19 protein-coding genes are annotated in these 23,573 nt (G+C 63.2%); 9 read left to right on the top strand and 10 right to left on the bottom strand.

Going from position 1 to position 23,573, the window contains the following annotated elements:
* Positions 1 to 2,800, top strand: a 2,800-nt coding sequence (gene putA / locus UW3_RS26610) for a trifunctional transcriptional regulator/proline dehydrogenase/L-glutamate gamma-semialdehyde dehydrogenase (protein WP_010221546.1), incomplete at its 5' end; no start/stop codon positions are given.
* A gap of 56 nt (positions 2,801 to 2,856) precedes the next feature.
* On the opposite strand, the gene UW3_RS26605 is transcribed toward putA, so the two are convergent.
* Positions 2,857 to 3,417 carry a hypothetical protein gene (locus UW3_RS26605; protein WP_051636763.1) on the bottom strand — a complete coding sequence of 187 codons (561 nt, stop codon included), beginning with the start codon at positions 3,415 to 3,417 and terminating at the stop codon, positions 2,857 to 2,859.
* A gap of 214 nt (positions 3,418 to 3,631) precedes the next feature.
* Between UW3_RS26605 and UW3_RS0106755 the strand changes: the two genes are divergently transcribed.
* From UW3_RS0106755 to yccS, 7 genes are all read left to right on the top strand, one after another.
* Positions 3,632 to 5,434 carry an acyl-CoA dehydrogenase gene (locus UW3_RS0106755; protein WP_010221544.1) on the top strand — a complete coding sequence of 601 codons (1,803 nt, stop codon included), beginning with the start codon at positions 3,632 to 3,634 and terminating at the stop codon, positions 5,432 to 5,434.
* Positions 5,435 to 5,466: 32 nt separating this feature from the next.
* The gene (locus UW3_RS0106750) at positions 5,467 to 6,909 is read left to right on the top strand and encodes a TldD/PmbA family protein (protein ID WP_010221543.1); all 1,443 of its coding nucleotides are present in this window, start codon (positions 5,467 to 5,469) and stop codon (positions 6,907 to 6,909) included.
* The gene (locus UW3_RS0106745) at positions 6,909 to 8,240 is read left to right on the top strand and encodes a TldD/PmbA family protein (RefSeq protein WP_010221542.1); all 1,332 of its coding nucleotides are present in this window, start codon (positions 6,909 to 6,911) and stop codon (positions 8,238 to 8,240) included. The genes UW3_RS0106750 and UW3_RS0106745 overlap by 1 nt, the downstream gene beginning before the upstream one ends.
* A 105-nt stretch (positions 8,241 to 8,345) precedes the next feature.
* On the top strand, positions 8,346 to 9,773 hold the full coding sequence (mdtD, locus tag UW3_RS0106740) for a multidrug transporter subunit MdtD (RefSeq protein WP_010221541.1): 1,428 nt from the start codon (positions 8,346 to 8,348) through the stop codon (positions 9,771 to 9,773).
* A gap of 105 nt (positions 9,774 to 9,878) precedes the next feature.
* On the top strand, positions 9,879 to 11,216 hold the full coding sequence (gene dbpA, locus UW3_RS0106735) for an ATP-dependent RNA helicase DbpA (RefSeq protein WP_232531859.1): 1,338 nt from the start codon (positions 9,879 to 9,881) through the stop codon (positions 11,214 to 11,216).
* Between the two features lie 92 nt (positions 11,217 to 11,308).
* On the top strand, positions 11,309 to 12,490 hold the full coding sequence (locus tag UW3_RS0106730; RefSeq protein ID WP_010221539.1) for a BaiN/RdsA family NAD(P)/FAD-dependent oxidoreductase: 1,182 nt from the start codon (positions 11,309 to 11,311) through the stop codon (positions 12,488 to 12,490).
* Between the two features lie 118 nt (positions 12,491 to 12,608).
* Positions 12,609 to 14,792 carry a YccS family putative transporter gene (gene yccS / locus UW3_RS0106725; protein WP_010221538.1) on the top strand — a complete coding sequence of 728 codons (2,184 nt, stop codon included), beginning with the start codon at positions 12,609 to 12,611 and terminating at the stop codon, positions 14,790 to 14,792.
* Here yccS and UW3_RS0106720 read toward each other — a convergent pair whose 3' ends face one another.
* Positions 14,793 to 15,533, bottom strand: coding sequence for a substrate-binding periplasmic protein (locus UW3_RS0106720; protein ID WP_010221537.1), 741 nt, complete (start codon positions 15,531 to 15,533; stop codon positions 14,793 to 14,795).
* Positions 15,534 to 15,765: 232 nt separating this feature from the next.
* Between UW3_RS0106720 and UW3_RS0106715 the strand changes: the two genes are divergently transcribed.
* Positions 15,766 to 16,218 carry a GNAT family N-acetyltransferase gene (locus tag UW3_RS0106715; protein WP_010221536.1) on the top strand — a complete coding sequence of 151 codons (453 nt, stop codon included), beginning with the start codon at positions 15,766 to 15,768 and terminating at the stop codon, positions 16,216 to 16,218.
* 95 nt (positions 16,219 to 16,313) lie between these two features.
* Here UW3_RS0106715 and UW3_RS0106710 read toward each other — a convergent pair whose 3' ends face one another.
* From UW3_RS0106710 to epd, 8 genes are all read right to left on the bottom strand, one after another.
* Complete coding sequence (locus UW3_RS0106710) at positions 16,314 to 16,610, bottom strand: winged helix-turn-helix domain-containing protein (protein WP_010221535.1); 297 nt, start codon at positions 16,608 to 16,610, stop codon at positions 16,314 to 16,316.
* A gap of 17 nt (positions 16,611 to 16,627) precedes the next feature.
* A complete protein-coding gene (locus tag UW3_RS0106705; protein WP_010221534.1) occupies positions 16,628 to 17,128 on the bottom strand; it encodes a M48 metallopeptidase family protein in 501 nt (166 codons plus the stop codon).
* 40 nt (positions 17,129 to 17,168) lie between these two features.
* On the bottom strand, positions 17,169 to 19,289 hold the full coding sequence (locus UW3_RS0106700) for a putative bifunctional diguanylate cyclase/phosphodiesterase (RefSeq protein WP_010221533.1): 2,121 nt from the start codon (positions 19,287 to 19,289) through the stop codon (positions 17,169 to 17,171).
* 213 nt (positions 19,290 to 19,502) lie between these two features.
* Positions 19,503 to 20,567: a class II fructose-bisphosphate aldolase gene (fba, locus tag UW3_RS0106695; RefSeq protein ID WP_010221532.1), complete on the bottom strand. Its 1,065-nt coding sequence runs from the start codon at positions 20,565 to 20,567 to the stop codon at positions 19,503 to 19,505.
* 97 nt (positions 20,568 to 20,664) lie between these two features.
* A complete protein-coding gene (locus tag UW3_RS0106690; RefSeq protein ID WP_010221531.1) occupies positions 20,665 to 20,991 on the bottom strand; it encodes an MliC family protein in 327 nt (108 codons plus the stop codon).
* 51 nt (positions 20,992 to 21,042) lie between these two features.
* Positions 21,043 to 21,294: a hypothetical protein gene (locus UW3_RS0106685; protein WP_026001215.1), complete on the bottom strand. Its 252-nt coding sequence runs from the start codon at positions 21,292 to 21,294 to the stop codon at positions 21,043 to 21,045.
* Positions 21,294 to 22,457, bottom strand: a complete 1,164-nt coding sequence (locus UW3_RS0106680) for a phosphoglycerate kinase (protein WP_010221529.1) — start codon at positions 22,455 to 22,457, stop codon at positions 21,294 to 21,296. The genes UW3_RS0106685 and UW3_RS0106680 overlap by 1 nt, the downstream gene beginning before the upstream one ends.
* Before the next feature lie 12 nt (positions 22,458 to 22,469).
* Positions 22,470 to 23,537, bottom strand: a complete 1,068-nt coding sequence (gene epd / locus UW3_RS0106675) for an erythrose-4-phosphate dehydrogenase (RefSeq protein WP_010221528.1) — start codon at positions 23,535 to 23,537, stop codon at positions 22,470 to 22,472.
* Positions 23,538 to 23,573 lie beyond the last annotated feature (36 nt).

The raw sequence follows: 23,573 nt of genomic DNA, 5'->3' as shown, positions 1-23,573 counted from the left end.
GTGTTTGGAGCCGCAACTGACCGGCTGGAACGGTATCGGTTTCGTTATCCAGGCCTATCAGAAGCGCTGCCCGTACGTGATCGACTACGTCATCGACCTGGCCCGCCGCAGCCGCCATCGTCTGATGATCCGCCTGGTTAAGGGCGCCTACTGGGACAGCGAAATCAAGCGCGCCCAGGTCGAAGGCCTGGAAGGCTATCCGGTGTACACCCGCAAGGTGTACACCGATGTGTCCTACATTGCGTGCGCACGTAAACTGCTGTCGGTGCCGGAAGTCATCTACCCGCAGTTCGCCACCCACAACGCTCACACCCTGTCGGCCATCTATCACATTGCTGGTCAGAACTATTACCCGGGCCAGTATGAGTTCCAGTGCCTGCACGGCATGGGCGAGCCGCTGTACGAACAGGTTGTCGGCAAGGTCGCCGATGGCAAGCTGAACCGTCCGTGCCGCGTGTACGCACCGGTCGGCACCCATGAAACCCTGCTGGCCTACCTGGTGCGCCGCCTGCTGGAAAACGGCGCCAACACCTCGTTCGTCAACCGCATCGCCGACCAGTCGATCTCGATTCAGGAACTGGTCGCCGACCCGGTCGCCACCATCGAGCAGATGGCCACCCAGGAAGGCAGCTTCGGCCTGCCGCACCCACGCATTCCGCTGCCGCGTGACCTGTATGGCGCCGAGCGGGCCAACTCCGCCGGTATCGACCTGGCCAACGAACACCGCCTGGCTTCGCTGTCCTGCGCCCTGCTGGCCACCGCCCACAATGACTGGAAAGCCGCGCCGATGCTCGGTTGCGCCTCCAGCAGCGAAGCGCCTGCCCAGGTTTTGAACCCGGCAGATCTGCGCGATGTGGTCGGTCACGTCCAGGAAGCCAACGTCACCGACGTCGACAACGCCATCCAGTGCGCCCTCAACGCCGCGCCGATCTGGCAGGCCACCCCGCCAGCCGAACGCGCTGCGATCCTGGAACGTGCCGCCGACCTGATGGAAGCCGAGATCCAGCCGCTGATGGGCCTGCTTGCCCGTGAAGCCGGCAAGACCTTCGCCAACGCCATTGCCGAAGTGCGTGAAGCAGTCGACTTCCTGCGCTACTACGCCGTGCAGGCGCGCAACGACTTCAGCAACGACGCCCACCGCCCACTGGGCCCGGTGGTGTGCATCAGCCCATGGAACTTCCCGCTGGCTATCTTCAGCGGCCAGGTTGCCGCTGCGCTTGCCGCCGGTAACCCGGTGCTGGCCAAGCCGGCCGAGCAAACGCCGCTGGTGGCTGCCCAGGCCGTGCGCCTGCTGCTCGAAGCCGGTATCCCGGAAGGCGTGGTGCAACTGCTGCCAGGGCGCGGTGAAACCGTCGGCGCCCGTCTGGTCGGTGATGATCGGGTCAAAGGCGTGATGTTCACCGGTTCCACCGAAGTCGCCCGCCTGCTGCAACGCAACATCGCCGGCCGCCTGGATGCCCAGGGCCGCCCGATCCCGCTGATCGCCGAAACCGGTGGCCAGAACGCAATGATCGTCGACTCTTCGGCGCTCACCGAACAAGTGGTCATCGACGTAGTGTCGTCGGCCTTCGACAGCGCCGGTCAGCGTTGCTCGGCCCTGCGCGTACTGTGCCTGCAGGAAGATTCCGCCGACCGCGTCATCGAAATGCTCAAGGGCGCCATGGCTGAAAGCCGTCTGGGTAACCCCGAGCGCCTGGCCGTGGACATTGGCCCGGTGATCGACGCCGAAGCCAAGGCCGGTATCGAGAAGCACATCCAAGGCATGCGCGACAAAGGCCGTACCGTGTACCAGATGGCAATCGCCGATGGTGAAGAGATCAAGCGCGGCACCTTCGTGATGCCAACCCTGATCGAACTGGAGAGCTTCGACGAGCTGCAACGCGAGATCTTCGGCCCGGTACTGCACGTGGTGCGCTACAACCGCAAGAACCTCGACCAGTTGATCGAGCAGATCAATGCCTCCGGTTACGGCCTGACCTTGGGTGTGCACACCCGGATCGACGAAACCATTGCCAAGGTCATCGACAACGTCAACGCCGGTAACGTCTACGTCAACCGCAACATCGTCGGTGCCGTGGTTGGCGTGCAGCCATTCGGTGGTGAAGGCCTGTCTGGTACCGGCCCGAAAGCCGGTGGCCCGCTGTACCTTTACCGCCTGCTGTCGACCCGCCCGGCCGGCGCCATCGAGCAGTCATTCCAGCGCACCGACGGCGAAAACGCCCCGGACACCCGCCTGCGCGACAGCTTGAGCAAACCGCTGCAAGCCCTCAAAACCTGGGCGGCGAGCAATCAGCTGAACGACCTGAGCGGCTTGTGCGAACAGTTCGCCCAGCAATCGCAAAGCGGTATCAGCCGCCTGCTGGCGGGGCCGACTGGCGAGCGCAACAGCTACACCATCCTGCCGCGCGAGCACGTGCTGTGCCTGGCCGAGGTCGAAGCTGACCTGCTGACCCAACTGGCCGCAGTCCTGGCCGTGGGCAGCTCGGCGGTCTGGCCGGAAGGCGAGCTGAGCAAGACCCTGCGCAATCGTCTGCCAAAGGAAGTGCAAGCGCGCATCCAGCTGGTGGCCGACTGGAACAAGGACGAAGTGGTGTTCGACGCCGTCCTCCATCACGGCGACTCCGACCAACTGCGCGCCGTGTGCGAGCAGGTGGCCAAGCGCGCCGGTGCCATCGTCGGTGTTCACGGCCTGTCGTCGGGTGAAACCGCGATTGCCCTGGAGCGCCTGGTGATCGAGCGCGCGCTGAGCGTCAACACCGCTGCTGCCGGTGGCAACGCGAGCCTGATGACTATCGGCTGACGTTAGCGCAACCACGAAAAAGGGAGAGCATCTGCTCTCCCTTTTTCGTTACGGGCTCAATAAAAACCTATCATCAGCGAACCTACAGCAAGCAACACCAACGACGGCCAAAACAATAGCCCCCAGAGCATCCAAATCCAGTTAATCAACGACAGCCTTGCATTGGCCAACCCCTGCTCATCTCCTTCACTGAAGTTGATGGCGCACTGAATTCTGACAATCACCCAGATGAATACTCCATGTGAAGTCAGCAGGAGCATCGTGGCGATATGAAAGAAATGTTCCCAGGCGCCCTGGTCCAACAACAGCAAAGGACCCACGCCAATCAGGTAAAGCAATGTCAGGACCAATGGTGACCATCGGTACTCAAGCCTTGATTGGCGAATCCGCGCATCGATCCGCCTCATCAGCGGATACAGGAAAATGATCGGGAACAAGGCGCGGACCAATGGCAAGACAGGCTCGCCTGTAACTTTTCGGTACAAGACCCAGCTTCGGTGAAAACAGAACCACCAATACAGGCCAAAGGTGAAGAAACTCATGATGGCCAGTTTTTTGGGCGACACCACAAAGAACTGAGGATGATCGTTGACCCCGGAAGTTGTTTCTGACGACATCGACAAATACCGACTCAGAGGAACAGAGAATGAGTCGACATCTAACCGGTTTGAGGCTGTTGAAATCTGCCGTACCGATCCTAACCAGAAGTACGACCGGTCCTAAGCCGAGCGCCGCCGCTCGCTCATGCCCCGTCATCACCTGTACCTATTAACCTGTCCTGATCCCTGCCTGCACCCTAGACTCGGCCCATCCCCAGACAGGAATGCCGCCATGTCCGAGACCCTGCTCAGCGCCCGCAACCTGGCCTTCGAACTCTATGAAGTGCTCGACGCCGAGGCCCTGACCCAACGCCCGCGCTTTGCCGAGCACAACCGCGAAACCTTCGACGCCGCCCTGAGCACCGCGCGATCCATCGCTGAAAAGTACTTCGCCCCGCACAACCGCAAGGGCGATGAGCACGAGCCGCGCTATGAAAATGGCGAGGCGGTGCTGATTCCGGAGGTAAAGCCTGCGGTCGATGCCTTCCTTGAAGCAGGTTTTCTCAATGCCAGCCGTGACTTCGAAGCCGGTGGCATGCAGTTGCCGACCCTGCTGTCGCAAGCCTGCTTCGCCCACTTCCAGGCCGCCAACGCCGGGACCACGGCCTACCCGTTCCTGACCATGGGCGCTGCCAACCTGATCGAGAGTTTTGGTAGCGACGAGCAGAAACGCCTGTTCCTGCAGCCGATGATCGACGGCCGGTTCTTCGGCACCATGGCCCTGACCGAGCCGCACGCCGGTTCGTCCCTGGCCGATATCCGCACCCGCGCCGAACCGGCCGACGATGGCAGCTATCGGCTGCGCGGCAACAAGATCTTCATTTCCGGCGGTGACCATTCGCTGTCGGAAAACATCGTGCACATGGTCCTGGCCAAATTGCCGGATGCGCCGCCCGGGGTGAAGGGCATTTCGCTGTTTATCGTGCCCAAGTTCCTGGTCAACGCCGACGGCAGCCTGGGCCCGCGCAACGATGTGCTGCTGGCCGGGCTGTTCCACAAGATGGGCTGGCGCGGCACCACCTCGACGGCGCTGAACTTCGGCGACAACGGCCAGTGCGTCGGCTACCTGGTGGGCAAGCCGCACCAGGGCCTGGCCTGTATGTTCCAGATGATGAACGAGGCGCGCATCGGCGTCGGCATGGGTGCGGTGATGCTCGGCTATGCCGGCTACCTGTACTCGCTGGAGTACGCCCGCCAGCGTCCGCAGGGACGCCTGCCAGACAACAAGGACCCGGCCACTGCTGCCGTGCCGATCATCAACCACAGCGATGTCAAGCGCATGCTGCTGACCCAGAAGGCCTATGTCGAAGGCGCCTTCGACCTGGGCCTGTACGCGGCGCGATTGTTCGATGACAGCCAGAGCGGCGAAAGCGCAACGCTTCGCCAGCAGGCCCATGAGCTGCTCGACCTGCTGACGCCGATCGTCAAGTCATGGCCGTCGGAGTTCTGCCTGAAGGCCAACGAACTGGCCATCCAGATTCTCGGTGGCCATGGCTACACCCGCGAGTACCCGGTCGAGCAGTACTACCGCGACAACCGCCTGAATCCCATTCACGAAGGCACCCACGGCATCCAGTCACTGGACCTGCTCGGGCGCAAACTGGCGCAGAACGGCGGTGCCGGGCTCAAGCAACTGGTCCGTCTGATCGCCACCACCTGCAAGCATGCCCAACAGCACAGCAGCCTGGATCGCCTGCGTGTACCGTTGGAGCAGTTGCTCATGCGCCTGCAGGAAGTGACGCTCGGGCTGCTCGACGACTTGGGCCAGGGTCAGGTCAATGCTGCCCTGGCCAACTCGGCGCTGTACCTCAAGGCCTTCGGCCACTGCGTGATCGGCTGGCGCTGGCTGGAGCAGGCAGTGCGTGCCGAACAGGGCCTGGCCGGGGGTAACCCGGCTGATCGCGACTTCTACCTGGGCAAATTGCAGGCCGCGCGTTATTTCCTGACCTGGGAAGTGCCGGGCTGCCATAATGAGCTGGCATTGCTCGCGGCCCGTGACGATACCTGCCTGAGCATGCACGACGAGTGGTTCTGAGGGGGAACCACCGCGCACACGGAGGTTCCCGCATGTTCGAGTTGACCGCATTGCTGCGCCAGCGCTTCGCCGCCCTGCGCAGCAGTGGCGAATTCTTTTCCCTGCGTTATGTGCAGCAGAGCCAGCAGCACCTGTCGGTGCGCAAGAATATCGCCGAGCCGCCGTTCCTCAGCCGTGACGAAGGCGCAATGCTGACCGTGCGCCTCAATGGCGTGGAAACCTACGCCGCCACTGCCGACCTGTCCCAGGCCGGCCTGCAGCGGGCTCTGGAGCAGGCTGAAGCACTGGCCCGGCAGATCGCCGGGCGCGCCCTGCTCGACCTGCGCGAACAACCGGTGGCCACAGGCCGCGCCGACTACTGCTCGCCCAACCTCGAGCAAGCTTTCCCGTCCCTGGCCGAGTGCTACGCCCTGCTCGCCCAGGAGTCGGCCAGCGTGCCGAGCGACAGTCGTCTGGTGAACTGGCACGCCAGCCTCGGTATCAGCACTATCGAACAGATCTACCTGAACACTGCCGGCGCCGAATTGCGCCAGGCTCAGCGCTTCATCTACCCGGGCTTCAGCACCACTGCCTTCGACGGCCAGGACAGCCAGACCCGCACCCTGGGCCGGGAGAACTTTGGCCAGCAGGGCGGCCTGGATGTGATCGAGCGTTGCGGGCTGGTCGGCGCCGGAGCCAAGGTCGCCGATCAGGCCCTGCAACTGCTGCTGGCGCCGAACACGCCAAGCGGTGTGCGCGACCTGCTGCTGATGCCCGACCAGATGATGCTGCAGATCCACGAATCCATCGGTCACCCGCTGGAAATGGACCGCATCCTCGGCGACGAGCGCAATTACGCCGGCACCAGCTTCGTCAAAGCCAGCGACTTCGGCAACCTGCAATACGGCTCGAAACTGCTCAACGTGACCTTCGACCCGTCGATCCGCGAGGAGCTGGCCAGCTACAGCCACGACGATGACGGCAGCGCCGCACACAAGCAGTTCCTGATCAAGGACGGTTTGCTGGTTCGTCCGCTCGGTGGCGCCCTGTCGCAGTTCCGCTCTGGCCTTGAAGGGGTGGCCAACAGCCGCGCCTGCGGCTGGAACCGCGCGCCGATCGACCGCATGGCCAACCTCAACATCGAGCCGGGCGACAAGCCCCTGGCGCAACTGATCGGCGGCATCGAGCAGGGCATCCTGATGCGCACCAACCGCTCGTGGTCGATCGACGATGCGCGCAACAAGTTCCAGTTCGGTTGCGAATGGGGCCAGTTGATCGAGAACGGCGAGCTCAAGGGCGTGGTCAAGAACCCCAACTACCGCGGCATCTCCGCACAGTTCTGGGGCAATCTCAGCGCCGTCGGTGACGCCAGTACCCTGCAGGTATTGGGTACACCGAACTGCGGCAAGGGCGAGCCCAACCAGGTGGTACGGGTGGGCCACGCCTCCCCCGCCTGCGTATTCAGCCAGATCGACGTATTCGGAGGAGACGCCTGATGGCTGCCACCCCACTGCAAAGCTTTCAGCACCTGGTCGCCAGCCTGCGTGACGCAGTACCCGCCCCTGAGCATTTCACCCTCAGCTACAGCGGCGAACACTCGCAGTTCATCCGTTTCAATCACGCCAAGGTGCGCCAGGCCGGTGAAGTCCAGCAAGCCAGTTGCGTGCTCAAGCTGATCGCCGACGGGCGCCAGGCCGAGCTGCAGTTCACCTTGGGCAACGATGCCGAAGTGGACCAACTGCGCTTGCAACAGGCTTTGGAGCAGCTGCGCCAGACCCTGCCGCTGCTCGAGCCCGACCCTTACCTGCAGCTCAACGACAGCGCCTGGCAAAGCCATAGCGTGCAGGATCAACCGCTGCCTGACAGCGCCGAGGTACTGGCGCAGATCGAGCAAGGCGCAGGTGATCTGGATCTGGTCGGCATCTATGCCGCAGGCCCCATCTGCCGCGGCTTTGCCAGCTCGTTCGGGGCATTTGGCTGGCACCAGGCCAATAGCTTCAACTTCGACTGGAGCCTGTTCCACAGCAACGGCGAAGCGGTCAAAGCCAACTATGCCGGGCAAACCTGGGACCACGAAGCCTTCGCCGTGCGCCTGCAGCAGACCCGCGAACAACTTGACTACCTCGGCCGCCCGCTGAAAAAGCTCGCCCCCGGCCAGTACCGCGCCTACCTGGCACCGGCGGCGCTCGACGAGGTCATGGGCATGCTCTGCTGGGGTGGCTTCTCGGCCCAGGCCATCGCCACCAAGAACAGCCCGCTGCAGCGCCTGTACAGTGCCGATGCCAGTCTGAGCCCATTGACCAGCATTGCCGAACAGGTCAGCGGTTCGCTGAGCCCGTCGTTCTCGGATGAAGGCTTGCTGCGCAGCGACCTGCGTCTGATCGACAAAGGCCAGGCCCTGGATCGCCTGATCTGCGCACGCAGCGCCGCCGAGTTCGAGCTGGCGGCCAACGGTGCCGACAGTCACGAAGCACCTTGCGCCCTGAGCATGGCGCCAGGTGACCTGGAGCACAGTGAAATCCTCACCCGCCTGGGCACCGGCCTGTACATCAGCAACCTTTGGTACCTGAACTACTCGGACCTGCCTGCGGCGCGCATGACCGGCCTGACCCGCTTTGCCACCTTCTGGGTCGAGAACGGTGAGATTCAGGCTCCAGTAAGCACCATGCGCTTTGACGACAGTGTCTACAGCTTGCTGGGTTCGCAGCTGGAAGCGTTGACGACAGACCGCGAGCTGATTCTGTCGACCAGCACCTACGGGCAACGGCAGACCAGTTCGAGCCATTTGCCGGGAGCCTTGGTCAAACGCCTGACGTTGACACTGTGATAACCCCGATCGCTGGCAAGCCAGCTCCCACACGGATCTGTGTGAACTTGTCCCTGTGGGAGCCGGCTTGCCGGCGATGAGGCCCTCGACCTTGTAGAGATGCCCATGCCCAACCGCGCCCCGCTGGACCCGACCACCGCCCGCTGGATCCCTTGGGTAGTGGCCATCGCCTTCTTCATGCAGTCGCTCGACGGCACCATCCTCAACACCGCCCTGCCGGCCATGGCCCGCGACCTGGCCGAAGACCCGCTGCGCATGCAGTCGGTAATCATCGCCTACATGCTCACCGTGGCCCTGCTGATCCCGGCCTCGGGCTGGATTGCCGACCGCTTCGGCACCAAGCGCATTTTCTTCGGCGCCATCCTCCTGTTCAGCCTCGGCTCACTGCTCTGCGCCCTGGCCAGCAGCCTCGGCATGCTGGTGGCGGCGCGGGTGATCCAGGGCCTGGGCGGGGCATTGATGTTGCCGGTCGGGCGCTTGGTGGTGCTGCGCGCCTATCCGCGTTCGGAACTAGTGCGGATCATGAGCTTCATCACCATCCCCGGCCTGCTCGGTCCGTTGCTGGGCCCGACCATGGGCGGCTGGCTGGTGGAGATTCTCAGCTGGCACTGGATCTTCCTGCTCAACCTGCCGGTTGGCGCCATCGGTTGTTATGCGGTGTGGAAGTTCATCCCCGACCTGCGCGGCAGCGAGCGCACCCGCTTCGACAGCATCGGCTTCGTGCTGTTCGGCGCGGCGATGGTGCTGATCACCATCGCCATGGAAGGCCTGGGCGAACTGCACTTGCCGCACCTGCGGGTGATGTTGTTGCTGTTCGCCGGCATGGCCTGCCTGGCCGCCTACTGGCTGCGCGCCGGCAGCGTCGACAACCCGCTGTTTTCGCCAAAACTGTTCCGCACCCGGACCTTCTCGGTGGGTATCCTCGGCAACCTGTTCGCTCGTCTCGGCAGTGGCGCCCTGCCGTTTCTGGTGCCGCTGTTGCTGCAGGTGGCGCTGGGCTATTCACCGTCCCAGGCCGGCATGAGCATGATCCCCCTGGCCGCGGCGGCGATGCTCGCCAAGTCGATTGCCCGGCCGCTGATCGAGCGTTTCGGCTACCGCAACATTCTCACCGGCAACACCCTGCTGCTGGGCTTGCTGCTGGCCAGCCTGGGCCTGGTCGACGAGCAGACGCCCTACGCCCTGCTGCTGTTGCAACTGGGCCTGCTGGGCGCGGTCAACTCGATGCAATTCACGGCAATGAACACCGTGACCCTGATCGATCTGGATGACCACAACGCCAGCAGCGGCAACAGCCTGCTGTCGGTGGTCGCGCAACTGTCGCTGAGCCTCGGCGTGGCCTGCGCTGGCGCCCTGCTCGGCGGTTTTACCGCAGCGGGCAGCGCCGAGGGCGTAGAAAGCACCCTCGGGGCGTTCCAGCTGACCTTCGTGACCATCGGCCTGATGGCCATGTTCGCCGCTGCGATCTTCATGCAGCTGTCCAGGGCGGACGGAAGGCGTGCCCCTCGTCCGGAACCGGAGATCGAGCCTTAGGGCTAAAGGCCACGAGGCTGGTACACTGCGCGACATTTTGTTTTGCAGGCCAGTCTCGTGACCACCATTGCCACCGCCTTCGCCACTTTGCCGCTGTCCGCCGCCATGCTGGCCAACCTGGACGCCCTCGGCTACGCCCAGATGACCCCGATCCAGGCCCAGAGCCTGCCGGTGATGCTCAAGGGCATGGACCTGATCGCCCAGGCCAAGACCGGCAGCGGCAAGACTGCCGCCTTCGGCATCGGCCTGCTCAACCCGCTCAACCCGCGCTACTTCGGTTGCCAGGCGCTGGTGCTGTGCCCGACCCGCGAGCTGGCCGACCAGGTGGCCAAAGAACTGCGCCGCCTGGCCCGCAGCGAAGACAACATCAAGATCCTCACCCTCTGCGGTGGTGTGTCCCTCGGCCCGCAGATCGCTTCGCTGGAGCACGGCGCGCACATCATCGTCGGTACCCCGGGCCGCGTGCAGCAACACTTGAGCAAGGGCACCCTGGTGCTCGATGGCCTCAACACCCTGGTGCTCGATGAAGCCGACCGCATGCTCGACATGGGCTTCTACGACGCCATCGCCGACATCATCGGCCAGACCCCGAAGCGCCGCCAGACCCTGCTGTTCTCCGCCACCTACCCGGCCGGCATCAAGCAGTTGGCCTCGACCTTCATGCGCGACCCGCAGACCGTCAAGGTCGAGTCGCAGCACGCCGACAGCCAGATCGAGCAGCGCTTCTACGAGATCAACCCGGACCAGCGCATGGACGCGGTGAGCAAGCTGCTCGGCCATTTCCGTCCGCAGTCGTGCGTGGCGTTCTGCTTCACCAAGCAGCAGTGCCAAGAGCTGGTCGAGCACCTGCAGGCCAAGGGCATCGCCGCCCAGGCCCTGCATGGCGACCTGGAGCAGCGTGACCGCGACCAGGTCCTGACCCTGTTCGCCAACCGCAGCCTGTCGGTGCTGGTGGCCACCGACGTCGCCGCCCGCGGCCTGGATATCGATGCCCTGGACATGGTTATCAACGTCGAGCTGGCCCGCGATGCCGAGATCCACGTGCACCGCGTCGGCCGTACCGGTCGGGCGGGCGAGAAAGGCCTGGCGGTGAGCCTGGTGGCCCCGGCCGAAGGCCATCGCGCCCAGGCCATCGAAGACATGCAAAAGGCCGCCCTGCGCTGGGAACAGCTCGACAGCCTCAAGGCCCAGAATGGTGCACCGCTGCTGCCGACCATGAGCACCCTGTGCATCGCTGCCGGGCGCAAGGACAAACTGCGTCCTGGCGATATCCTCGGCGCCTTGACCGGTGATGCCGGCTTGCCGGGCACCCAAGTGGGCAAGATCGCCATCTTCGACTTCCAGGCGTTCGTCGCTGTCGAGCGGGCGGTGGCCAAGCAGGCGTTGCAGCGGCTCAACAGCGGCAAGATCAAGGGGCGGTCGTTGCGGGTACGGATCGTCTGACACCTTTTCGCCGGGCAAGCCCGTTCCTACACACCCTGTAGGAGCGGGCTTGCTCCGCGATCGCTTCACCACCGAATCTCGAGGATTTTGCAGTGCGTTCCACCGAAGTGATCATCATCGGCGCTGGCGCCGCCGGCCTGATGTGTGCCTTGACCGCCGCCAAACGTGGCCGCCAGGTGCTGTTGCTCGACCACGCCAACAAGCCGGGCAAGAAGATCCTCATGTCCGGCGGCGGCCGTTGCAACTTCACCAACATGTACACCGAGCCGAGCAACTTCCTCTCGCACAACCCGCACTTTTGCAAGTCGGCCCTGGCCCGCTACACCCAGTGGGATTTCATCGAGATGGTCGGCAAGCACGGCGTGCCCTACCACGAGAAGAAGCTCGGCCAGCTGTTCTGCGATAACAAGTCCAGCGACATCCTCGGCATGCTCCTGGACGAATGCGCCAGCGCCGGCGCCGAACTGCGCATGGATACGCGTATCGAGCAGATCGAAAAACTCGACAGCGGCTACCTGCTGGAAACCAGCGCCGGCCAGTTCCAGTGCCAGTCACTGGTGATCGCCACCGGCGGCCTGTCGATCCCGACCCTCGGCGCCACCGGTTTCGGCTACCAGGTCGCCCGCCAGTTCGGCCACACCTTGCTGCCGACCCGCGCGGGCCTGGTGCCGTTCACCATCACCGAACCGCAGCTCAAGGCCATCTGCACTGAACTGTCGGGGACCTCGGTGGATTGCGTAGCCAGCTGCAACGGCAGCAGCTTCCGGGAAAACCTGCTGTTCACCCACCGCGGCCTGAGCGGCCCGGCGATCCTGCAGATTTCTTCGTTCTGGCAGGCTGGCGACACGCTTGAAATCAACCTGCTGCCGGAGCATGACGCCCTGGGCTGGCTGCAACAGCAGCAGGCCGAGCGCCCCAACAGCGAGCTCAAGACCCTGCTCGGGGAGATCTTCACCAAGAAGATGGCCAACCTGCTGGCCGAGCACTGGTTCGTCTCCAAGCCGATGAAGCAGTACACCCCGGCGGAACTGGCCCAGGTCAGCGACAAGCTCGGGGCCTGGCAGGTGGTGCCGGCCGGCACCGAAGGCTACCGCACGGCCGAGGTGACCCTGGGCGGCGTCGATACCCGCGAGGTCTCGTCGAAAACCATGGAATCACTGAAAAGCCCAGGCCTGTACTTTATTGGCGAAGTGCTCGACGTCAGCGGCCACCTGGGCGGCTTCAACTTCCAGTGGGCCTGGGCCTCGGCGTACGCGGCCGCGCAGTTCGTCTAACCTTCGCGGTAGAATCAGCGCATCAAGGAACAAATTTTGCTGGTCAGAGGGTAGCGGTAACACCGCTGCCATCTGATTGGCTCAATTTCGATCATCGCCCAAGGCCTGCCCACCCGACATGTCATCTTCCTCGTTCAGCCAATCGTTGCGCCGCCTCTGGGCCCTGGACAAGTTCAGCTATGCCATCCGCGTTCTCATCGCCCTGACCGGCAGCATGCTGCTGTGCTGGTACAAGGACGAGATGAGCCTGCTGATCCCGCTGTTCCTGGGGATTATCGCCAGCGCCCTGGCTGAAACCGACGACAGCTGGCAGGGGCGCCTGAATGCCCTGGCGGTAACCCTGGTATGTTTCACCATCGCCGCGTTGTCGGTGGAGTTGCTGTTTCCCTATCCGATCATCTTCGGTTGCGCCCTGGCCCTGGCCAGCTTCGCCCTGACCATGCTTGGCGCCCTCGGTGAACGCTACGGGGCGATTGCCTCGGCAACGCTGATCCTCTCGGTGTACACCATGATTGGCGTCGACCAGCGTGGCGGCGAGGTCACGGACTTCTGGCATGAGCCACTGCTGCTGGTGGCCGGGGCCGCCTGGTACGGTTTGCTTTCAGTGCTGTGGCAGGCGCTGTTCTCCAACCAGCCGGTACAGCAGAGCCTGGCCCGGCTGTTCCGCGAACTGGGCCGCTACCTCAAGCTCAAGGCCACCCTGTTCGAACCGATCCGCCAACTGGACGTCGAAGCCCGCCGCCTGGAGCTGGCGCAGCAGAATGGCCGGGTGGTGGCCGCGCTCAATGCGGCCAAGGAGATCATCCTGCACCGGGTTGGCAATGGCCGGCCGGGGTCGAAGGTCAGCCGCTATTTGAAGCTGTACTTCCTCGCCCAGGACATCCACGAGCGCGCCAGCTCTTCGCACTACCCGTACAACGCCCTGACTGAAGCCTTCTTCCACAGCGATGTGCTGTTCCGCTGCCAGCGCCTGCTGCGCCAGCAAGGGGTGGCCTGTCAGCAGCTGTCCGAATCCATCCAGCTGCGCCAGCCGTTCACCTACGACACCAGCTTCACCCAGGCCCTGGAAGACCTGCACGCCTCGCTCGAGCACCTGCGCATCCAGAGCAACCCGGCCTGGCGCGGCCTGCTGCGTTCGCTGCGTGCACTGGCGGCTAACCTGGCGACCCTCGACCGCCTGCTCAGCGACGCCAGCAACCCCGACAACCTCGCCGATGCCAGCGACAGCAGCCTGCTCGACCGTTCGCCGCGTAACTTCAAGGACGTCTGGAGCCGCCTGCGCCAGCAACTGACACCGACCTCGCTGCTGTTCCGCCATGCCCTGCGCCTGCCGCTGGCGCTGTCGATCGGCTATGGCATGGTGCACCTGATTCACCCGACCCAGGGCTACTGGATCATCCTCACCACATTGTTCGTCTGCCAGCCCAACTACGGCGCCACGCGGCGCAAGCTGGTGCAACGGATCATCGGCACCGCCATCGGCCTGACCGTCGGCTGGGCGCTGTTCGACCTGTTCCCGAGCCCGGTCATCCAGTCGCTGTTCGCCGTGGCCGCCGGGGTGGTGTTCTTCGTCAACCGCACCACCCGCTACACCCTGGCGACCGCAGCGATCACCCTGATGGTGCTGTTTTGCTTCAACCAGATCGGCGATGGCTACGGGCTGTTCCTGCCGCGCCTGTTCGATACCCTGGTAGGCAGCCTGATCGCCATCCTTGCGGTGTTCCTGTTCCTCCCGGACTGGCAGGGACGGCGCCTGAACAAGGTGCTGGCCAACACCCTGAGCTGCAACAGCACCTACCTGCGCCAGATCATGCAGCAGTACGCCCAGGGCAAGAGCGACGACCTCGCCTACCGCCTGGCCCGGCGCAATGCCCACAACGCCGATGCGGCGCTGTCGACCACCCTGGCCAACATGCTCATGGAGCCTGGGCATTTTCGTAAGGAGGCGGATGTCGGCTTTCGCTTTTTGGTGCTCTCGCACACCCTGCTCAGCTATCTCTCGGGCCTGGGTGCACACCGCGATAGCGCGCTGGATGCCGAGGTTCGCGAGCAGTTGATCGACAGTGCCGGGGCGAGCCTGGCCAACAGCCTGGATGAGATTGCCGAAGGCCTGGCCAGCAAGCTGCCGGTGGCCATTCACAGTGATGCCGAAGAGGCCCTGGCCAATGAGCTTGAGCAGATGCCCGAAGAGCTCGACGAAAACCAGCGCCTGGTGCAAACCCAGCTGGCGCTGATCTGCCGTCAATTGGGACCGCTACGGACCCTCGCCGCGCACCTGATCAAGGACAGCGCGACAGCCTGATCACAAGCCGTGCTGCCTGAGCAGCCGGGCATAGCTACCGTCGGCTTTCATCTGTGCAATGGCGCGGTCGAAGCCGGCGACGATCTGCTGGTGCTCGGGGTTCTTCAGGCTGACCAGGATATGCAGGCTGTTCTCGCTGATAGGCTGGTCAAAGAACTCCACCGCCTCACGCACCTCTTTCGGTTCGCGCTTGAGGTAGTAACCGGCAACGAACTCATCTTCCAGCGCCAGGCGCACGCGGCCCGCGGCCAACATGCCGACGGCGACGGAAAAACTGCGTACTGGAATCTTCTGCAAATGGGTGTCGCTGTCGAACTCGGGCGAGTAGGCGTAATCGCGCACTACAGCAATGGGGAACGGGTACAGGTCGCTGAGGGCATTGAAGCGCACCGCGTCGCCTTTGCGCTTGAGCAGACGGATACGGTTGGTCAGGTAGCTGGCGGAAAACTGGCCAATCTGCGTACGCGCGTCGTTGTACCAGGCGTTGACCAGCACATCGTAGCGCCCGTCCCCCACTCCCAGCAGCGCCCGCGCCCAGGGCACCTGTTCGTATTGGCTGGTATAGCCGGCACGGGTCAGGGCGGTGGTGACGATGGCCGTGGCCAAGCCGCCGTTGGCCATGTTGGCGTCAGTGAAAGGTGGCCAGCTGTCAGCAACCAGGCGCAGCGTGGCAGCCTGCGCCGTCGTGCTCGCCAGCAGCAGTATTCCCAGCAAAGCCAAGACTCGAAGCAATGGCCGCATGCTCAAATCCTTTAGCGAACCTCTGGTTCGCGCCGTTGATTTCAACTGCTTGAGAATGTTCAGTGCCTATCAGCCATTGCAGGTTACACAAAGAAGCAGCACTCGGGCAGAGACAAATGATATCAAATAGCCTCTATTCTGGTCGACTTCGAGCCTGTGTTGACCTGGAGCAATTAGACCCTCGCCCCGCTGTCTGCCATGATCAGGGGTATCAACCGCTTGAGAGACGCCCATGGCCATCGACTGGATCTGCAAACACCACAGCGACATTGGCAAGGAACAACTCTATGCCATTCTGCGACTGCGCACCGAAGTGTTCGTGGTCGAACAGAAATGCGCCTACCAGGAGGTCGACGGCCAGGACCTGGAGGGCGACACCTGCCACCTGATGGCCTGGGAGGGTGACAACCTGCTGGCTTACCTGCGTTTACTCGATCCGCAATCCCAGGGCGGTGACGTGGTCATTGGCCGGGTACTGATCGCCCCAGAGGCACGTGGTCGTGGGCTGGGTCATGAACTGATGGAGCACGGGCTCAAGTATGCAGAGGAATACTGGCCAGAAGTGCCGGTGTATCTGTCCGCCCAGGCGCACTTGCAGGACTACTATGCACGCCATGGCTTCAAGGTGGCGGGAGAGGAGTATCTGGAAGACGATATCCCGCATATCGGTATGCGTCGCGGCTGAAATTCAGGGCTGCTGCGCAGCCCATCGCTGGCAAGCCAGCTCCCACAGGAGTCACACAGAACCTTGTGGGAGCTGGCTTGCCAGCGATGGGGCCCTCAGGGATACCCCAGCACTTCACGAATACCGCGCAAATGCTGGATGATCCACTGCTTGTCGATCGCTCCCCAGTCACGAATCCGGTAGTGCCCGGCATGATTGCGCGCCCCTGCCTGCTGCTCGAACTCACAGACGATATCCAGGTCAGCCAGGGCGGCAATGGTGTCCTGGGCAGTGCGCCGCGGCATGCCGGTGGCCTCCATCAACGCCGGGACAGTGCTGGCCGTCTGGCTGTCGATCAGCCAGGCGACATACAGCCGGCGGTAGAAACTGCTCTTGGTCTTGCTCACTTCCATTGGCAAATCCTCAGGGCCTACAGGCTGGCGGGCAGCTCGCGGTAGGTCAGGTAAACCCGCAGGTCGAATTCCAGTTGATGGTAGCCCGGCTGCATGTATTCGCAGAGCTGGTAGAACGCCTTGTTGTGATCGGACTCTTTCAGGTGCGCCAGCTCATGCACCACGATCATCTTCAGGAACTGCGGCGCCGCTTCCTTGAACAACGAGGCGATGCGGATTTCCTTCTTGGCCTTCAATTTGCCGCCCTGTACCCGCGACACCGCGGTGTGCAGGCCGAGTGCCCGGTGGGTGAGGTCCAGGCGGTTATCGAACAGCACCTTGTCAAGGTTCGGCGCGTTGCGCAGGTGCTCCTGCTTGAGCGCCTGGGTGTAGGCGTATAGCGCCTTGTCGCTCTGCACCGCGTGCTTGTCCGGATAGCGCTGCTGCAGGTAGTCGCCCAGGCGATTACTGGCAATCAACTGGCGAACCTGGTCTTGCAGGGCGGGCGGATAGGCTTGCAGGTACTTGAGCACAGTCATGGTCAAAACGGCTGACGATAAAAGCGCCCAGTGTACCCAACTACACCCCTTGCCAGTCAAAAAAGCCCGGAAACGCCCCGGCGTCACCAGGAGTCATGGGCCGCGCCACCAAGAAGCCTTGCACATACTCGCAACCATTGGCTTGCAACCAATGCGCCTGCTCGCGGGTTTCGACGCCTTCGGCGATCACGCTGATACGGTACTGCCGGCACAGGTCAATCACGCAACGCACCAGCGCCGCGTCCGCTTGCGACCCGGGCAGACGTGCGACCAAATGGCGGTCAAGCTTGAGGGTGTCGATCGGTAGATCGCGCAGCATGCGCAACGAACAATCGCCGGCACCGAAATCGTCGAGGGCAACGCGTACGCCTAGCTCCCTGAGCTTGTGCAACTGCTTCAAGGCCACCTCGTTGTTGACCATCAGCGAGGTCTCGGCAATCTCGACCTCCAGCTGCGCCGGCTCCAGGCCCTGGCTGCCAATCACCCGCCCGAGCTCCTCGACCAGGTTGGGCATGGCAAACTGCACGCGACTGAGGCTGATCCCCAGCACCAAGGCTGGATCGAAGCAATCCTGCCAGTCACGCCGTTGCGCCGCACCCTGGGCATAGATCCAGCTGGCCAGGCGCGAAATCAACCGCGCCTCCTCCAGCAAGGGCAGGAACAGCCCCGGCGGTACATCGCCAACGCTGGGGTGCTGCCAACGCAACAACGCCTCGAAGCCGCGCAGGCGTCCGTCGGCAAAGGCGACCTGAGGCTGGTAGACCAGGCTGAAGTCCTGGTTCTCAATGGCGCCGCGCACCGAGTCCTCGAGCATCAGCCGTGAACGTGCCCGGCCGTTAAGGTCCTGGTCGTAATAGCGGTATTGCTGGCGCCCAGCCTGCTTGGCCGCATACATCGCGGCATCGGCCGCACGCAGCAGGCCGTCGAGGTTGGCGCCACAATCGGGGTAGGTGGCAATACCGATGCTCACGCCCAGGGTCACTTCCATGCCGTCGATCTGCTGGCAGATCGACATGCGCTCGATCACCCGCTCGGCAAATCGCGCAGCCTGCTCCGGGTATTCAAGTGCATCGAACAGCGCCGTGAACTCATCGCCGCCCATGCGCGCGAGAATCGCGCTGGCTCCCAGGCAATCCTTGAGCTGCTCGGCCACCCAATGCAGCACCCGGTCGCCCGCCTCATGGCCAAGAAAATCATTGATCCGCTTGAATCCATCCAGGTCCAGGTACATCAGGGCCTGGGCCTTGTCGCTGCGTTCGTTGCGTACCAGCGCACTTTCGGCGGCCTGATAGAAGCCACGACGGTTGAGCAGTCCGGTCAGGGGGTCGGTGACCGCCTGGAACTCCAGTTGCTGGTGCAGGTTGCGCACCACCGACATGTCCAGCACTGTGACCACCATGGCCCGCTGACCATCGGTCAACGGCGAACAGGACAGCGCCACCGGCACCGGCTGGCCACCGGCGGTGCGCAGCAAAGCATCGTGGATACGGAAAATCTGCCGGTCCAGGTAGGCCTGGTAGAAGGCCGACTCATTCCACAACGTCATGCCTGGCGATTGCACGAAATCCAGCAGGCTGGCGCCTTGCAGCTTCTCGACAGGGGCTTCGAGCAACTGGGAAATGGCCGGATTGGCAAAGGTGATTCCACCGTTTTCATTCACCACCAAAATACCTTCGGCGGCATTGTTGAGCACCGAGGCATTGAAGGCCCGCGCCGCCTCGAGGTCGCGACTCAAACGCTGCAACGAGCGCCGGTTGCGCTGCTGCTCAAGCAAGGCCTGGACCTTGGGTTTGAGAATCTGCGGGTCGAAGGGTTTGAACAGATAATCCACTGCGCCACTGGCATACCCTTTGAGCACGGCGGCCTGGGACTGCTCGTTGGCGGTAAGAAAGATGATTGGCGTCAACCGCGTGCGTTGGCTGCCGCGCATCAAGCGGGCAACCTCGAAACCGTCCATGCCGGGCATCTGCACATCCAGCAGCACCAGGTCCACTTCGTGTTCGAGCAGCGCGCTCAGGGCTTCCGTCCCGGAGCTCGCGGTAAGTACTTGCCAATCCTGGCGGGCCAGCAAGGCCCGCATGCTGATCAGGTTTTCCGGGTAGTCATCAACGACCAGCAGTACTGAGCCGCTATCGTGTGACTGAGGTTGCGCGCAATCCATGCTGCTTCTCTTAAGGCACCAATGCCGGACTTCGGCTGAAATCTGTGCGTAACTCTAGACCCGGCTGCCGCAAATCTGAAGTCAGCACATTGCCATCATGCGCGGAATGGCCTGTTAGCCGACTAACGGTCTGTCCATCCGGGCCATGCGCGCCGACTCCCTGGCGCGCAGGCACAAAAAAACCCGCATCGCTGCGGGTTTTTCTGTTCAGGCTTAGTTGACCTTGGCGGCCAGCTCGCCCTTGGCGTAGCGCTGGAACATCGCTTCCAGGGAGATCGGCTTGATCTTCGAGGCGTTGCCTGCGGTACCGAAGGCTTCGTAACGGGCGATGCAGACGTCGCGCATGGCCTTGACGGTTTCGCCAAAGAATTTGCGCGGGTCGAACTCGCTCGGGTTGGTGGCCATCAGGCGACGCATGGCGCCGGTGGACGCCAGGCGCAGGTCGGTGTCGATGTTGACCTTGCGTACGCCGTACTTGATGCCTTCGACGATTTCCTCAACCGGAACGCCGTAGGTTTCCTTGATGTCGCCGCCGTACTGGTTGATGATCGCCAGCCACTCTTGCGGTACCGAGGACGAACCGTGCATCACCAGGTGGGTGTTGGGGATGCGCTTGTGGATTTCCTTGATGCGGTCGATTGCCAGCACGTCGCCGGTAGGCGGCTTGGTGAACTTGTAGGCACCGTGGCTGGTACCGATGGCGATGGCCAGGGCATCGACCTGGGTCTTCTTGACGAAGTCGGCGGCTTCTTCCGGATCGGTCAGCATCTGGCTGTGATCCAGCACGCCTTCGGCGCCGATACCGTCTTCTTCACCGGCCATGCCGGTTTCCAGCGAACCCAGGCAACCCAGCTCGCCTTCAACCGAAACGCCGCAAGCGTGAGCCATGGCCACGGTTTGCTGGGTAACGCGGACGTTGTAGTCGTAGTCGGTTGGAGTCTTGCCGTCTTCACCCAGCGAACCGTCCATCATGACCGAGCTGAAACCCAGCTGGATCGAGCGCTGGCAGACGTCAGGGCTGGTGCCGTGGTCCTGGTGCATGCACACCGGGATGTGCGGGAATTCTTCGATGGCGGCCAGGATCAGGTGGCGCAGGAACGGCGCGCCAGCGTATTTGCGGGCACCGGCCGAGGCCTGGACAATCACCGGGGAGTCGGTCTTGTCAGCGGCTTCCATGATGGCGCGCATCTGCTCGAGGTTGTTGACGTTGAAAGCTGGAACGCCATAGCCGAATTCAGCGGCGTGGTCCAGCATCTGGCGCATGCTAATGAGTGCCATTGTGTATCTCTCTCCCGACAAGCGTCGTTTTTCGTGCAAGCCTGCCGCAGCGGCGGTTGCTATTCAAGTAGTGTGGGCCATCAGACGGCCCGGCCAGTCACGGCGCCTTGCAGCCCCGCCCTATCAAATCGTTGGTGGCGACCCAGTACACCAGGCCTTCATCACCCTTGCTGTGGAACGCCAGCACTCCATCGCTGTACAACGCACCCGAGCCACTGGGCTCCGGCTTGAGCCGGTAGACCTGGTCGCCGCCCCCAAGGCGTACATCCACGTCCTGCTGGCTGCTGTCGACAAAACGCCAGAGCACTTCGGCCTGGCTGTCACAGACCCAGCGGGTCCAGTTGTCGGTCGGCGCCGGTGCAGGCTTGAGGCTTGCACAACCACCGAGTACTGCCAGGGCCATCAAGGCCACTACCGCTTTCATCCAATACCCTCTAGCAGACCACAAACCGGCCGGTAGGTTGCCGCGAACCGATCAAGGGCAACCCTGGGCCCGGCGCTGATGTTCGTCGTCGTATTTTTCCAGGCCATCCGGGCCCAGCCTTTTGTTGATCACCGGTGCCGTTTCAGCCTGCCATTCAGACTGATAGCAGCCGCCTTTCGGCGTGCCGGGCTTTGGCGCCGCCTGCTCCGGGTTGCTGGAGCAAGCGCCGAGCAACCCGGCCAGGATAATCACAGGCAACTGCTTGACCATCAGGTCGCTCCCTTTGCCAGGCGCTGAGTGGATCAGGCCTTGGCCCGCTGTTCCAGCACTTCAACGGCCGGCAGCACTTTACCTTCGACGAACTCGAGGAATGCACCGCCACCGGTAGAAATGTAGGAGATCTGCTCGGCAACGCCATATTTGTCGATAGCCGCCAGGGTATCGCCACCGCCAGCGATGGAGAATGCAGCGCTGTCGGCGATGGCCTGGGCCAGGACCTTGGTGCCGTTGCCGAACTGGTCGAATTCGAACACGCCAACCGGGCCGTTCCACAGGATGGTCTTCGACGACTTCAGCAGCTCGGCGAAGTTGGCCGCGGTTTGCGGACCGATATCCAGGATCATGTCGTCTTCGGCAACGTCAGCAATCAGCTTGACGGTCGCTTCGGCGCTTTCGGCAAATTCCTTGGCAACCACTACGTCCACCGGCAGCGGCACGTTGACCTTGGCGGCGATGGCCTTGGCGGTGTCGATCAGGTCAGGCTCGTACAGCGACTTGCCGACCGGGTGACCGGCCGCAGCCAGAAAGGTGTTGGCGATGCCGCCGCCGACGATCAGCAGGTCGCAGATCTGGCTCAGGCTGTTGAGCACGTCCAGCTTGGTCGAAACCTTGGAGCCGGCAACGATGGCCGCCATCGGCTTGGCCGGGGCTTTCAGGGCCTTGCCCAGGGCGTCCAGCTCGGCGGCCAGCAGCGGGCCAGCAGCGGCCACCTTGGCGAACTTGGCGACACCGTGAGTCGAGCCTTCGGCGCGGTGAGCGGTACCGAACGCGTCCATCACGAATACATCGCACAGGGCGGCGTATTTCTGCGCCAGCTCGTCAGCGTTCTTCTTCTCGCCCTTGTTGAAGCGCACGTTCTCGAACAGGACGATATCACCGGCCTTGATTTCGACACCGTCGAGGTAGTCGGCAACCAGCGGCACGTCGCGGCCCAGGGCCTTGCTCAGGTACTCGGCGACCGGCTTGAGGCTGTTCTCGGCGGAGAATTCGCCTTCGCTCGGGCGGCCCAGGTGCGAGCAGACCATCACGGCCGCGCCCTTTTCCAGGGCCAGCTTGATGGTCGGCAGCGAAGCGAGGATGCGCGCATCGCTGGCAACCACACCGTCCTTCACAGGCACGTTGAGGTCTTCGCGGATCAGTACGCGCTTACCTTGCAGATCGAGGTCGGTCATCTTCAACACGGTCATGAATGCAGTCCTTCAGGGCTGTTTACAAGTGGAGCGGGTTTGATTGACGACGTGCAGAAAGTGATCGGCAACGTCGAGCATACGGTTGGCAAAACCCCATTCGTTGTCGAACCAGGCCAGCAGGTTGACCAGCCGGGGGCCGGAAACGCGGGTCTGGCTGGCATCGACAATCGCCGAATGCGGGTCATGGTTGAAATCACAACTGGCGTGCGGCAGTTCAGTGTAGGCCAGCAGACCTTGCAGCGGGCCGCTCAGGGCGGCTTCGCGCAGCACCCGGTTGACCTCGGCTGCGGTGGTATCGCGGGCGGTCTGCAGGGTGATGTCCAGGCACGACACGTTGACGGTCGGCACGCGTACGGCTTTGGCCTGAATTCGCCCGGCAAGTTCCGGCAACAGCCGTTCGATACCGCGGGCAAGGCCCGTGGACACCGGGATCACCGACTGGAACGCCGAACGGGTACGGCGCAGGTCTTCGTGGTGGTAGGCGTCGATCACCGGCTGGTCGTTCATCGCCGAGTGAATAGTGGTGATCGACACATACTCCAGGCCAAAGGCCTGGTCCAGCACCCGCAGCAGCGGCACCCCGCAGTTGGTGGTGCAGGAGGCGTTGGAGACCAGCCTCTCGGTGCCGTCCAGGCAATCCTGGTTGATGCCGTAGACCACCGTGGCATCGACATCCGCCTCACTGGCCATGGGCTGGGAGAACAGCACCCGCGGCGCACCGGCGTCGAGAAAACGCATGGCATCGGCACGGGTGTTGTAGGCACCGGAGCACTCCAGCACCAGGTCGACGTCGAGCGCCGCCCAGTCGACCCCTTCCGGGGTGGCACTGCGCAACACCTTCACGCAGTCGCCGTTGATATGCAGACAATCGCCGTCGACCTTCACCTCACCGGGGAAACGCCCGTGGGTGGAGTCGAAGCGTGTCAGGTATTCGATGCTGGCCTGGTCGGCCAGGTCGTTCAGTGCAACGATCTCGAAGCCCGCCTTCGCCCCCCGTTCAAAGAGTGCGCGCAAGACGCAACGACCAATACGGCCGTAGCCGTTGAGTGCAACTTTGTAAGGACGCGATTGGGGCATGGGATGCTCACGGAACAGAAGCGTTATCTGCAACCT

It is taken from the genome of Pseudomonas donghuensis, assembly GCF_000259195.1.
GTDB lineage: Bacteria > Pseudomonadota > Gammaproteobacteria > Pseudomonadales > Pseudomonadaceae > Aquipseudomonas > Aquipseudomonas donghuensis.
This window is presented reverse-complemented; position numbering and strand designations above follow the sequence as displayed.